Below are 14,313 nucleotides of genomic sequence, written 5' to 3' on the forward strand. Positions count from 1 at the left end.
CGGTGATTAGCGCAGCCCGGTAGCGCATCTCGTTTGGGACGAGAGGGTCAGAGGTTCGAATCCTCTATCACCGACCACATAAACAAAAAAGCCACTCAATGAGTGGCTTTTTTGTGTCTGAAATTTAATGTTTGTTACTGCATTTCTTAAGGTTAACTTGGTTTTATTTCATAGGATGAGCTGAAGTATTGCTTTGTCGCATGGGTTCTTCATCTATAAATTCTTTATCCATAAAAAACCACGCAATTGCGTGGTTTTCTTTTATTCTCTTGCTTTAAATTCTCTCGCGTTAAAATGTAATTGCGATAGGCGGAGCGATAAAGCCTTGGTAGGCATCTAGACGCATTGATGCAAAACGATCCAACTGCGTTTGTTGTTGAATACCGGTGACAATCACTTGAATGTCTAACCCCTTAGCGACATTGGCAAGGGCGCGACATAGTTCAGTATTGTGCTGATCGTCTTCCATATAAGCAAAGGATTGATCGAGTTTCACATAACTTGGTCTTAAGCTTTGTAAGTAGCTCATAGAACCAAATTGGCGACCGAAGTGGTCAATACCAAATTTAGCTCCATTATCTCTAATAATATTGCAGAGGCTTTCGCAGTTTTCTAAATCACTATAGACACTGGCTTCAGGAATTTCAAAGCATATCCGTTCAGGGAAGTGGCTATTTCGCAGAAGGTTTTGCAACCAAGAGTGGAAATGAGGATCACTGATACTTTGGAAGGTTAGATTAATGGCTAACGGTTCATAATTTCGCTCAAGCAATCGGTTTTCAATGACGGTTTCGATTAAACATTGATCTAATAAGGTGCCTAATGAAAGCAGCTCAACATAAGGCATAAATTGGCCTGCATGCTGAAGCTTATCGTTCACCTGAAGCTGGCAATATACTTCTCGTTGGCAAACTTCTTCATTTTCGGTAAGCAATACAGGCTGCCATCTAAACTGGAATTTCTTGTTCTGAATAGCATCAGTTAAATTATCACGCCATTGTTCACGGCTAAACAATTGATGTTCAGTGGTTTCAAACCAGTGGAAGACTTTATTGTCGGTAAGTGACTTTTGTAGTGCGTTATCTGCTTGAGCTAAAATGTCACTCACTGTCATATGACCACTTCGCTCAGCGACTCCTATCGCAAAACCTTCATTTGGTTTACAGCCTGCTTTAGAAATTTCCTTGTTTAAGGTTCTAAGTAAGGTTTGTAGATATTTAGTCAGTTGATCGTGTTCAACATCTGAGATTAAGAATGCAAATTCATACGCTGCAATTCTGGCAATCACTGAAGGGGCGACTTCATCCAAATAATGTTCGAGTTTTTGTGACAGTAGCTTGATGGTTTCATCACGAACTTGATAGCCGTACTTGCTGTGTACTTCTTCTAACCAGTCAAATTTAGCGAGGAAAATAGCGCCACTGCTAGGCTCTGCTAACCAACCATTGATTCGACTGACCATATATTGTCGGTTAGGAAGGCCAGAGACTTGATCTACGAGGTTTTTCTTACGTAATGCCGATACTTCTTCATCTAATGAATTAAACACCTGCTTAAGTTGAGCTGACATGCTGTTAAATGCGCTAACAAGTTCTTTTAACTCTTTGGTTTTAGGCGCTGGCATGTCAGGGCCAAATTGACGATTAGCAATTTGTTGAGCGTGTTTAGACAGTGAATTGAGTGGTTTTAATATATAACTCAGGCCAAAACGCGCACACACTATGGCGAGTAAAAAAAGAATTGAAAATATAATGATGGTATTTGAAATAATGCGCCAAAGTTCATGGTAGCCAAACCCTGGGTGAGCGGTTATTTCAATTTTAGCCAGTTGTAACCAGCCTGAAGTGATAACACTTTCTTTAGTGATAGTGTTAAATAGGTTTAAATCGATGAACCATTGAGGCACACCTTCAATTCGAATGGCATTGTTCCATGCTTGTTGCTTACCATCGACGAGCCATGTGAGTTTGATTTGCTGGTAGTAACCCCCCTCAAATATCACGTTGACTAAAGTTTCAGCTGCGACATCATCACCATTCTCTAGAGCGGGAACCAGCATAATGCCTAGCGAGTGACTGGCATTGTTTAAGTCTGATTCCATTTGCTTGATGAGAAAACTTTGAGTTTCAGTAAACTGTACATAACCTAAGCTGGTTACGACGAGTAAAAATAAACCAAAAAGCAACGCATAGATTTGACGAAAAAGGGTCATCTTGGCCACTACTCCATTTTTTGCTTGGGTTGACGCAATCTGTCGATACCCAACCTAAGTTGTAAATCATTCCATTTTTCAAGACGTGAGGAGGAACCCGCGAGTACACCTCTGCCTTTCTCTTTATTGAGCCATAACTGTTTACCATTAAAACTATAAACAGGTAATAAATCGCTTCTTTTAGTTGCAGGCTTAATCACTGGATCAAGGTTATCCAATACTAAAGGCACTGAACCTGGTGTTTCATAGTATGCCAACACCATATGATACTGATTAACTGAGGTCGCTTTAACCATTGTTATCCTGAGCTTTTCTTCAGGAATGCCCACTTGTAACAAGGTGAAGTACTTTGCGATAGAAAAATCTTCGCAATCGCCAGCGCTAACGCCGATAAACTCCATTGGTGAAGCCCAGTAATTAGACTCTCCCCAAAGTACGCTATCATCGACAAACTTAAATAAATTAAAAAAGCCGTTCACTTTTTCAAGCTTGGTAATATCATCAAGTTGTTGAGCATCATTAACGATTTTAAACCAAGCTTTAGCTCGTTTACCTGCGCGTTCACCATATTGATTCGATAAGGCGCTAATGGTTTTTTGAGCATCAATTTGTGCAGGGGCTGCTGCAAAAAGACCTGATACGATAAATACCGATGCCAACAAAGGGTACCGGTAGATATGTTTTACTCCGACCAGGAATTTTCGACCCTTACCCTGCAAAAATGAGCTCCTTTTAGTGACAGGTTTTATTGATCAACGCTATAAATATGCCACTTCATATCGGTTTTTGTATCATCACCTGTCACTTCTGCCATGACTCTTCTATTGGCTTCATTAGCCTCAGGGGTTTCACTGAGAACAATAGGTTTATCATAGCTGTAACCAGTGGCACTTAGGCGTGAAGCTTCAATTCCAAAGGTTTCTGTAAGCACACTAACCACATTGTCAGCCCGAGCTTGTGATAATGCTAAGTTATGCTCATAGGATCCAGTTTTACTGCAATGTCCCTCTATAGCGACGATGCTATTGGGGTACATTTTCATCAGTTGTGCTACTTTTTCTATCTGCTGATAGTAGCGTGGATTAATATCAGCAGAGTCATTATCAAATAGAATTTGCAGTTCTTGTCGTTCGTTAATATCACTGACAGTAGGACAGCCATAATTATCTATGTCAGCACCGATGACGGTTTCTACACAGCGTTCTCTTGCCATGATAACGCCATCACTGTCATTGTCATTAAGATCAAATTCTTGCTGAGTTTGTGTGTCCATTGAAACAATATCGCGCATCGAGCAACCAAAAGTCAGTGATATTGTGAGCAGTAAAAGTACATATTTCATTATTTTACTCCCCCTTCATATTCACGTTCCCCTTGCCAAATATCCGGGCGAGTAACTCTTAATGAATCAAGTAATCTCCCTGTAGCATTCAATAAACGGTATTTAGCAATGGTTTCATCGAATTCAGTTTGTAAGTAGTCTTTACGGGCTTGAAACAACTCATTTTCAGTATCAAGCAGATCTAATAAGCTGCGTTGACCTAAGTTAAACTGCTGCGCGTAAGCGACTTGAGTATCTTTTGAAGCGATAACATGGTCTCGAATATATTGCTTTTGGGGTGCAAGCATCTCATAAGCATTCCAAGACAAATGCACACCTTCGACAACTTGGCGATGCGCACGTTGGCGGATTTCTTTTGCTTCGTTAATTTTGTAAGCGGCTTCCTTTTCTCGAGCTAAATCTTTACCGCCCGAAAATAAGTTGTACTTAACTCTAACCATACCGACAAGGTCATTACTGTAACCATTGACGTAAGGATCTAATGTAGTGCCAGTACCATAACCATCCTCACCATCGACATCGTTATTCCAATTACCATTTAGCTCTAATGAGAATTTAGGGTAATAGTTAGATTGTGCCGAACTACGCTCTCTATCTGCTGCTTTAATATCGCTACTAGCAGATTTAAGAATAGGATGATTATCTTGTGCCATAACAACACTTTCTGCGACATTCTGCGGCAGTAAGTCCATATCAGGTACTGGAGTCACTAAATTGTCAGGTGTTGTTTCTACAATGCGAATATACTGAGCTTTAGCATCAGATAAGTTATTTCTAGCTGCTATTACATTGGCATTGGCTCGCGCTAAACGACCTGAGATCTGAGATAAGTCTGCAATTGAACCAAGACCGGAGTCAGTGCGTTCTTTAATTTGCGCATAAATATCTTGATGACTTTTCAGATTTTTTTCAGACAGAACTAACAGTTGTTCTGCTTTTATGTAGTTCATATAAACTTTGCTGACTTCAAGTGCAATATCTTCTGCAGCAGCGAATAAAGCCCACTGCTCTGAGCTTGCTTCGAATGAGTAGCGATCGACTTCACTACTGGTATAGAAACCATCAAACAGCATTTGTTTGATACTAAAACCAGCTTCTCCTCGTTCAAGCTCCATGACGCCTTCATCTAGGTTTTCATTACCTGGTTGTCTTTTACGACGCGTTGAAGGACTATCAGTTTGTTCCCATCCATAGGCCCCTGTTAAATCTACAGTTGGCATATAACCAGCAATGGCTTGATTGACTTGCTCTTCGCGAGCTTTGAAGCGATTAAACGCTATTCTAAGCTCTGGATTGGTATCCAAAGTATGTGCAACAGCCTGCTCTAACGACTGAGCGTTAAGCATGGGTGCGACAAATATTGCTGACATTGCCAATGCTATTATGTTTAAGCTTTTGCATTGGTTAATGTTGATTCTCATGTAAAAAACCCTCCCGGCTTTTTGGCTAATTCTCTCTAAGTGCTGTCTCTTTTGCCCGTAAAATCGGGTTCAATATATACTCAAGGATAGTTCTTTTCCCGGTGATGACATCTACTGACGTGAGCATTCCCGGAATAATTGGCATCTTTGTGCCATCATTTTTTATTAAATTTGACTCAGCAGTTCTTACTCTAATCGTGTAAAAACTGTTGCCTTCTTCATCTTGACTGGTATCGGCACTGATATGTTCAACTGTGCCCTTTAGGCCGCCATAACGCGTGAAATCATAAGCAGTTACTTTAACTATAGCGGGCAGGCCAGGGTGCAAAAATGCGATATCCTGTGGGGTGATTTTAGTTTCAATTAGCAATTTATCTTCTGAAGGAACAATTTCAATGATTTCTTCACCAGGCTGGACGACTCCGCCTAAGGTATTCATATGTAGAGTTTTAATCGTACCGTTTACTGGTGATGTTATTATCGATTTACTAATTTTATCGAATGCACCGATTTGAGCTTGGTTCATACGTGATAATTTTGTTTGCATCTCATTAAGTTGAGCGCGTAAATCTGCCGCATAGACAAATACGGCTTCACGGCGCTTGAGGATCGCTTCATCCATGGTCGCTTTTAATTTAGGTCGCAGTAATCGTAACGTCTTTAGCTCGCCTTGAATGTCGTTTACCGTGCGTTCTAATTTTAATAGTTCGACTTCAGGTACAATACCTTTTTGCGCTAATGGCTTGGTCAATTCGAGTTCACGTGAAATCAGTTGGTAGCTTTTAGTTAGTGTCGTAATTTTTGATGACAGCTCTTCTGTTTCTTGTTGTCGCTGTTGTATTTGTCGCACTAATATTTCTAATTGGTTACTGAGGTTGTCTAAACGGCCTGAGTATTCTGCTTGTTGGTTCTTGACTAAGTTAGGTTCACCTTCGATGATTTCATCAGGGAAAATCAAAGGTTGTTTGGTTATTTTTACCTGCTCACGCCAGTTTGAAGTCATATCTGAAATCACGATACTGTCTAATTCAGATCGCAAGCGTATGACATTGGTTTGTAGGCTATAGACTTCTTGTTCTTGTTGAGCAAAATCAGAGCGAAAGCGAATATCATCAATTTTAACTAAAGGCTGACCTTTAGTGACAATCATGCCTTCTTGTATATAAATTTCTTGGAGTACACCGCCATCTAAACTATCAATAAGTTGTACTTGAGAAGATGGGATGACTTTGCCCATGCCAGAGGTGACTTGATCAAGTTCAGAGAAATAAGCCCAGATGAAAAAACAGATCGTCATCGCAGTAAGAGACCATATGATTAACCGATGGCCGCTAGGTGCATCGGTCATAATGGCGCCATAAACATCATCTACCATTTCTAAGTCATGGCTTGAGAGCTTGTTCGACATTAAGTTCGCACTCCCGCCAATAACCCATTATTGATCTTTTCAAGGACACTATCTTTAGGTCCGTCAGCAACAACATGACCTTTATCCAAAACAATAATACGGTCAACCAAACGTAATAGGTGCATTTTATGGGTTATGAGTAATAGCGTTCTATCTTTACTTACATGCTCCATCGAGCGAATAAATTGTTTTTCAGCGCGAGCATCCAGGCTGGCAGTAGGCTCATCCATTAGTAATATAGGTGGATCATTTAGCGTTGCTCTGGCTAATGCGACTGTTTGTCGCTGCCCGCGGCTTAATGCTAAACCACCTTCACCCACTTGTTGATCCAATCCTTCAGCTTCAAGATTGGTGAACATACTCACACCTGATAACTGTACAGCTCTAATTAATTGGTGTTCAGTGACTTGGCGAGTACCAAAAAGAATATTATCTTTGATCGAGCCATGAAACAGAGTCACATCTTGTGGCAAGTAGCCAAAGTTCTTACGTAAATCACTAGGGTGTATTTGCCCAGTGTCTAAGCCGTCATAGCGAAGGCTACCTTGTGTTGGCTTGTATAAACTCACTAATAGCTTTGCTAAGGTACTTTTACCTGAACCATTTCTACCAATGATGGCAACTCGTTCACCTGGTTTAATGTGTATTGATAGTGGGTGCAGAACTGGCTTTTCAGCTTCAGGGAAGCTAAAGGCGACGTTATCAGCATCAATTTTACCGTGTAGACGTTGTTTGCTGACTAAGTGGCCTTTATTCTCAAATTCTTCTTCTTGATTCATCACTTCATCAAGTTGGCGAAGTGAGCTGGCTGTTTGGTTTCCGCGAGTAATGAGACCAGCAAGTTGCGCCATCGGCGATATTGCACGGCTAGAAAGCATCACCGCAGCGATAATCCCACCCATCGAAATTTCATTTTCTGCAACGCGATATACACCTAAAATCACCACGCAAACCACGGTGAACTGCACCACAAAATTCGCCACATTACTGACAGCATTTGAGAGTTTTTTCGACTTTAGTTGCCAGTTAGCGGTATGACCGATCATTTGTTGCCAACTCTTTTGAACTAACCCTTCAGCACCATTGGCTTTAATTGACTCTAGTGCGGTAAGGCTTTCAATGAGATGGCCATGTTTAAGGCTAGAAAAACGATTGCTTTCTTCGATGGCGGCTTTTAAGCGTGGTTGGATATAAAGGGTAAATCCGATGATGATGATGCCAGCAATAATAGGAATAATCGCTAAGTCACCTGCGACAATATAGATAATTGTGACGAATAAGAGTGCAAAAGGGAGGTCGACTAGTGTTGTGATAGTCGCAGACGTTAATATTTCTCGAATACTATCAAATTCACTCAGTTGTCGAGCCATGCCACCGACACTGGGCGAACGCTTAGATAATGGGATACCAATAGCTTTAGCAAAGAGTTTCGATGAGACGATTATATCGACTTTCTTGCCTGCAACATCAATTAGATAGCTACGTAATTGACGCAAAATGAGGTCGAATAAATAGGCAATACTTGCACCAATAGCTAAAACCCATAGCGATTCAAAGGCTAAATTAGGTACAACTTTATCATAGACATTCATGATAAATAGCGGTGAAACCAATGCAAATAAATTGACCAATACAGAAGCAATTAAAGCATCGCGATAAATAGGTGCTGAATCTTTAATACTTTGCAGTAACCAATGAGTTTTATTGTCATGGATATGTACATCAAAACTATTATCACCGCGAAATTCTTGCTTCACTAAAAATAGGTAGCCAACATAGAGCGTTTCTAACTCTTCTATTGTTAACGATTCTTGTCCACCCGTTTCAGGTAACTGAATAACCGCTTTATCGGCATCAATATCAATGCTGCGTAAAATACAGGCTTTTTTATCCTTTAATAACAGAATGCATGGCATCAAAATATTAGAGATTTGATTAAGATCTTTGCGGGTTAATTTTGCCGACAAACCGCCTCGAGCTGCAGCTTGTGGCAGCAACTCTGGTGTGATGACGGAACTGGTCAATGGTAAGCCTGCCGCAAGTGAATCACTTGAGCATGGAGAACCAAAATGTTCTGTCATTAAGACTAAACAATCAAGTAATGGATCCACAGTGGTACGTTGAGACGCTGAAATCGTCCACTGTTCTTGATTGTTTGATGCAGTTGCTGGCACCTAATATAGATCCTTCATATTTATAATTATTAACAATCTCTTTGATTGACGCTTACATATTACTACGTAGCGTCAACAAAGTGTTGTATTTAAGGAATAATATTACCATCTGGGGCGTTATCTAACGGGTCAAAAGCCGAACTCTGGGCTGAGACGGCTGGTTCGGTGTCGACAATGAGCGCACCATCATCAAGCAGACCGTTAATTATTACGCCGTCATCGGTTGTGGAATAATTATTAGCATCAGATAAATCAACCCCATTCAATACAATGACTTGATCTACAACATTATCGTTGTCTGCATCTATTGAAATAGTGGTATTACCGTCTGCAAATGAAAGACTTAAGAAATCAGAGAGGTTATCGGTATTTTCACCTTGCAATAAATCACTCAAATCTAACGTATCAGAATTGATATCAAAGCCTTCTATAACGTCATTACCCATTTCACTTGCTAACCAGGTATAGGTATCGTTACCGTCGCCACCGATGAGTAAATCATCTCCTAAACCACCGATTAATAGGTCATCACCTTCACCGCCAATGAGTAAATCATTACCATCGCCAGCAATTAAGACGTCATCACCAGCACCGCCATCTAGAACACTGTCAGAAAAATAGACCTGACCTGAAGATCCACTTTGCCCATCATCAACATAGGTTGCAGTTTGGCTGCTTCCATCGCTTAGGGTTATGGTGAAGGTGACAAATTGTGCCGCTAAGTCGCTACCGACATCATTACCTAGACTATCTGTGTCAAAGGCAAACCAGAAAGAGTCTCCAGAGCTAAAGTCACCATCAGTAAAGTTCATGGTTAATACTGAATTGTCAGATGTCATCGCTGCAAAAATGTCACTTGCAGAATCTGTAATACCAACAGAGTCACTACCTACAGCTATTGTCGTGTCACTAATATCGAAGGTAGCATTGCCATCTGTCCCAGCTCGTAAATCAATTTGAATTTGAGTGACAGATAAGCCTGCTGCAAGCGCCGCAACTTCAAAGCCAAATTGGTTGGTAGCATTATAGGTGTTACCTGATTTTACTGTAGCATTAACAATTGCTTGCGTTCCACTCTGAGTAGACTTACCTATAATTATATCGTTTTCATGAGTACCAGTAAGCGTGGTAGATGTTTGGTAGTCAACAGTGACTTCAGCACTATCTGACGCACCATTACCTTCAAGGGTGTAGTTGAACGAATCACCATCATTAGCGTTATCAAGCGTTACAACGCCGTTAGCTAAAGTCGCGCCACCGTCAACAGAGGTAATCGCTGCTGAATCAGGTGTCGCATCACCGTGAGTTAAGTAAGCAGCATCAATATTGAGTGTTGAGCCATCAGCTTGGTTAGTAATGATGTTATTAACGTTGGCATCAAGACCCGCATAGTAATCAAGTTCGATTATTAATGATAATGACCCAGTATCACCGTCATTATCAACAACTTGAACTTCTATCGTTTCCTGTTCGTTGATAATGTTCTTGTTAACTTCAATGAAATAGTTGTACTCACCCGTTTCAAAGTTAATGGTAAATATTCCACCAAAGTCAGTCGTTAATATTTGCTCAGGATTTGCTGGGTCATAGGTATACGTCACACCGTCTATTATGACAGTATCAACACGGCCACCATCTGCACCAATTAATACACCAGTTGTACTATTGCCTGCAAGCAGCCCCAAATCACCTACAATCGTACTGTTATCGAAGTAGTTTAAAATGGTACTGGTAAGGTCATCTGCGTCGTCTACGACAATGGCATATTCTTCATTTCCGTCAACTTCAGGGAAAGAAATTGGCAGTAAGGCATCTAAGACAGCATTTCCGATACCGATACCAAAAGAAATATCATAATTATCTTGAACGTAAGTTTGCCATTCACTTTGTAAATCTGTGTCTACTGATTGACCACCAGTTGGTACGCCATCAGAAATAAAGTAGACAAAATCTTGATCTGAGCCAGTGGGTATATCCCCGCTATTCATTACAGTATTAATTGCAGCTGCATAGTTAGTACCACCACCTGCGACTAAACTGTTTAAGTAATTAATCGCACCATCAATATCATCGAGTAACCAACCTGAATTAGCCGTACCACTTGAATATGTGATGATTTGTATATTTACGTTACCGGTTTTATCTACTTCATTAATCAGTGCAGTTAACGATTCTACGGCTGTTTCAAGGTAAGTTTTACCATTACCTGCATTGCCATCCATACTGCCAGACACATCGAGTACGAAGGTTAAATTGGTTGCTATAGGTGCTGATATCGTTTGTAGATTTTGAGTCACATCATTGGCAATTGGCATATCATCAACGATGGTTATATCAAGGTTAGCATTACTCGAATCACCACTGCTATTTTCGATAATATAGTTAAAGCTTTCGAGTAAATCAGTACTTGTGTTATTAGTGTTCGTGAGTTCGTACTGGTAGTCACCTGCACGTATACCAGCACCATCTTCGGTATAAACGGTTAACGTGCCATTGGCGGTATTAATAGTTATGATACCGTTAGTCGCACTTTGACCATCTATAGATGTGATTAAGGTTGAAGCACTAACTCCTGAGTCATTATCTAATAAGTTACCCGTAGCAATATGGGAATTACTGCCTTCCTCTGTACCTTCAACCAGTCCAGCTTCTGACACAGTTTGACTGTCAGTGTCAGCTATAGGCGTTGAATCCTGGTTGACGGTTAATGTCGCTTCAGAAGTGTCTCCATCAATATCTTCAAGAATGTAGTTAAAGTCTTCTGAACTTAATACGCCATCTCCGACAGATGTTGCAGTTAAGCTGTTTAAGCCATAACTGCCATTGCCAGCGGTTAAGACAATATACTGGAATGCTGTATTACTAATAATGTTGATACTATTGTTAGTCGTGCTTCCTGTTGCCACCACGGTAGTACCATCCGCAGCATAGGCTGTCCAAGTCGCTACGTCAGAACCATTGACCCCATTCAATCCAATCGTCGCTTCAGTAAAGTTGTCGTCAGTACCTAAATCAATAATCATAGCTTCTGAGTTATTGATTACATTACCACCAACGCCCAAACGACTTCCATTGCTACCAATATTTGTACCAGGTGCGTCTAAATTGGTTAAATCTAGGCTGTTAACATCATTGATGCCACTTAATGAAATACCGTTACTATTGAGTAGGTCGTTGTAATCAAAACTTTCTGCAATAGTATCTGTTTGAGTCGACTCATAGGTATAACTGCCGTCTTGATTGACAATCAAAATACCCTTGTCGGTCACGATTGTAAGATTGCCATCAGAATCAAAATTGGAGTAGGTAGTATTATCAAATGACACGCTCTTAACCGTAGTAGCATCAGCTCCGATAGTATCGACGCCAGAACCATCAGTTCCAGCTCCTGTTATTACATTGCCATAAGCAGTTCCACCAAAACCAATACTATCTAGATCGTCTACAGCGGTTGGCGCAGTATCTGTTACATCAATAGTGATGGCTGTCCAGCTTGAATTGCCTGTACCGTCAGTGACTTGATAGTAGAACGTATCAACGATTACATCACCGGCGTTATGAATTAAGCTAGGCGCTTGGTAGCTATAAGTGCCATCTGCATTGATGGTGATAGTGCCGCCTAATGCGGTTGTGAATGAGGCGCCACCCTCGTTTGCATCAATCATACTTGTATCTGATGCATCAGGAGCAAAACCACTGACGGTCAAAGTATCATTTTCAGCATCGTTATCATTGTTAATCAGATCGTCGGTTGTGAATGTTAAAAGCTCATTTTCAATTATGGCAAAATTGTCAGTAACAGGCTCTGGCGCATTATTGACACCAACAATATTTATAGTGACAGTAGCAGTATCTACAGCACCATATTGGTCTGTAATAGTGTAAGTGAAAGTATCTGTATCCAATTCACCTGCAGTTAAGGAGTCAAAAGCACCATTTACGTCATAAGTATAAGTACCGTTAGCATTAATTGTGACGATTGCGCCACTGGTTAATGTGACCGCTTGTCCTGGTGTGAATGTTGTTCCATTGATATGACTGATATTGAAACTATGACCTTGTGCATCGGTATCATTTGCTAATAAGCCATCAGCAATATCAGTTATAACTAAAGTTTGATCTTCTTGAACCACAAATGCATCAACTAGCGCAGGACCTGTAACCGTGACGGAATCAAGATAATAATCAGAAGAGTCAGCTAATGGAGAACCACCATTTTCTTCACTGATTGTAGGTGCGGCTTCAAAAACTAACTGATCAAAGACTATGTTTCCGGTATTGATAGTAAAGGTACCGGTAGTGCCCTCTGTTGTTGTAAATGTCTCGGAGGCGACGAGTTGACCATTGTAATAAGCATACCAAGTACCTTGCTCGCCACTATTTTCGTCAGCAAACATTTTAGATACGGTAAATGTAGCTTCATTAACTAAGCCATTAAAATCGATGACAATGGCTTCTGAAGTGCCAGTAGCAGAGTCGTACTCTATTTGATTTGCAATTTGTCCTGAGGTTCTTGGAGAACCATCAACACCAAGTTGATTTGTTCCTTCGTTGTAAGTTAGAACACCCGTAGTACCATCAGCATTTCTTGCACTAATTACAAAGTCAGCCTCACCATCTGCGTTTACTGGGCTAATCCAATTGTTAGCTGAGTCAGCAGCAGTAGAGAATATAGTACCTACAACATCATCAACAGCATCAACAGTATTGTCAGCAATAGTAAGTGATTCACTATCACCTGAACCGAGATTTCCTGATAAATCGGTATAGGTATCATCATTAACAGTGATGCTCGCTGAACCACTGTAACCATCAGTTGGCGTAAATGTAGCAGTCCAAGTTTCACCGCCATCGTTACTCACAAGTCCACTTAATGTGCCTCCGTTAACAATGATATCGTCAGTTAGGTTAAAGTTTGTGACTTTTTCGCTAAATGTAAATGTAACGAGAGTGCTCTCGCCAAACTCTAAACTTGCGTCGGCAATAGTAATATCTAATGTCGGCGAAGTGGCATCCAGATTGTCGATGGCATCAGCTACAACGGTATTTCCATTCCTATCTTCTGCTGATGCATCAACGGTAATGTCACCATCCACCAGGCTTGAAATATCTACGCCATCAATGCTGTAATCGCCATTGGCATCGACAGTCACGCCAGTGATGATTTGGACTGTGCCAGCGCTATCGGTGAGGGTCAGGGTGACGGTTGAATTTGGCGCCACATCAGTGGTGGTACCTGAAATGTCAGCGGTTTCTGCGCCGTCATTAATTACTAATGCAACGTCGATAGAGCCCGCAGTCGCATCCATGTTGTCAGTGTCAGCATCGGTGACGGTTTGACCGTTTTGATCGACAGCTGAGGCATCAACGGTAATGTCACCATCAACTAAGCCTGAAATATCTACGCCATCAATGCTGTAATCGCCATTGGCATCAACAGTGACGCCGGTGATGATTTGCACTGTGCCAGCGCTATCAGTGAGCGTTAGGGTGACGGTTGAGTTTGGCGCGACATCAGTAGTGGTACCTGAAATGTCGGCTGTTTCTGCGCCGTCATTGATTACTAATGCCACATCAATTGAGCCTGGTGTCGCATCCATGTTGTCGGTGTCATCATTAGTGACAGTCTGACCGTTTTGGTCGACAGCTTGAGCATCAACAGTGATGTCACCATCAACTAGGCCTGAAATATCCACGCCATCAATGCTGTAATCGCCATTGGCATCAACGGTCACGCCAGTGATGATTTGGATTGT

The 14,313-nt window shown here is 41.1% G+C and carries 7 protein-coding genes and 1 tRNA gene; 1 reads left to right on the forward strand and 7 read right to left on the reverse strand.

The window, feature by feature from the left end; all coding sequences use genetic code 11:
• Positions 1-77: transfer RNA gene (locus Q4600_RS20700), tRNA-Pro, on the forward strand.
• Positions 78-289: 212 nt separating this feature from the next.
• Here Q4600_RS20700 and Q4600_RS20705 read toward each other — a convergent pair.
• The 7 genes from Q4600_RS20705 to Q4600_RS20735 form a co-directional block, all read right to left on the reverse strand.
• Positions 290-2,212: an EAL domain-containing protein gene (locus Q4600_RS20705; protein ID WP_229372634.1), complete on the reverse strand. Its 1,923-nt coding sequence runs from the start codon at positions 2,210-2,212 to the stop codon at positions 290-292.
• 8 nt (positions 2,213-2,220) lie between these two features.
• Complete coding sequence (locus tag Q4600_RS20710) at positions 2,221-2,874, reverse strand: transglutaminase-like cysteine peptidase (RefSeq protein ID WP_241906488.1); 654 nt, start codon at positions 2,872-2,874, stop codon at positions 2,221-2,223.
• An 83-nt stretch (positions 2,875-2,957) separates the two neighbouring features.
• Positions 2,958-3,554, reverse strand: coding sequence for an OmpA family protein (locus Q4600_RS20715; protein WP_102529546.1), 597 nt, complete (start codon positions 3,552-3,554; stop codon positions 2,958-2,960).
• A complete protein-coding gene (locus Q4600_RS20720) occupies positions 3,554-4,924 on the reverse strand; it encodes a TolC family outer membrane protein (RefSeq protein WP_277868766.1) in 1,371 nt (456 codons plus the stop codon). Before Q4600_RS20720 ends, Q4600_RS20715 begins: the two co-directional genes overlap by 1 nt.
• Positions 4,925-5,000: 76 nt before the next feature.
• Complete coding sequence (locus tag Q4600_RS20725) at positions 5,001-6,383, reverse strand: HlyD family type I secretion periplasmic adaptor subunit (RefSeq protein WP_102529544.1); 1,383 nt, start codon at positions 6,381-6,383, stop codon at positions 5,001-5,003.
• Complete coding sequence (locus Q4600_RS20730) at positions 6,383-8,557, reverse strand: type I secretion system permease/ATPase (RefSeq protein WP_303517888.1); 2,175 nt, start codon at positions 8,555-8,557, stop codon at positions 6,383-6,385. The genes Q4600_RS20725 and Q4600_RS20730 overlap by 1 nt, the downstream gene beginning before the upstream one ends.
• Before the next feature lie 89 nt (positions 8,558-8,646).
• Positions 8,647-14,313, reverse strand: a 5,667-nt coding sequence (locus Q4600_RS20735) for an Ig-like domain-containing protein (protein WP_303517885.1), incomplete at its 5' end; no start/stop codon positions are given.

The sequence above is a fragment of the Shewanella sp. 2_MG-2023 genome, from assembly GCF_030548905.1.
Taxonomy (GTDB): domain Bacteria; phylum Pseudomonadota; class Gammaproteobacteria; order Enterobacterales; family Shewanellaceae; genus Shewanella; species Shewanella electrodiphila.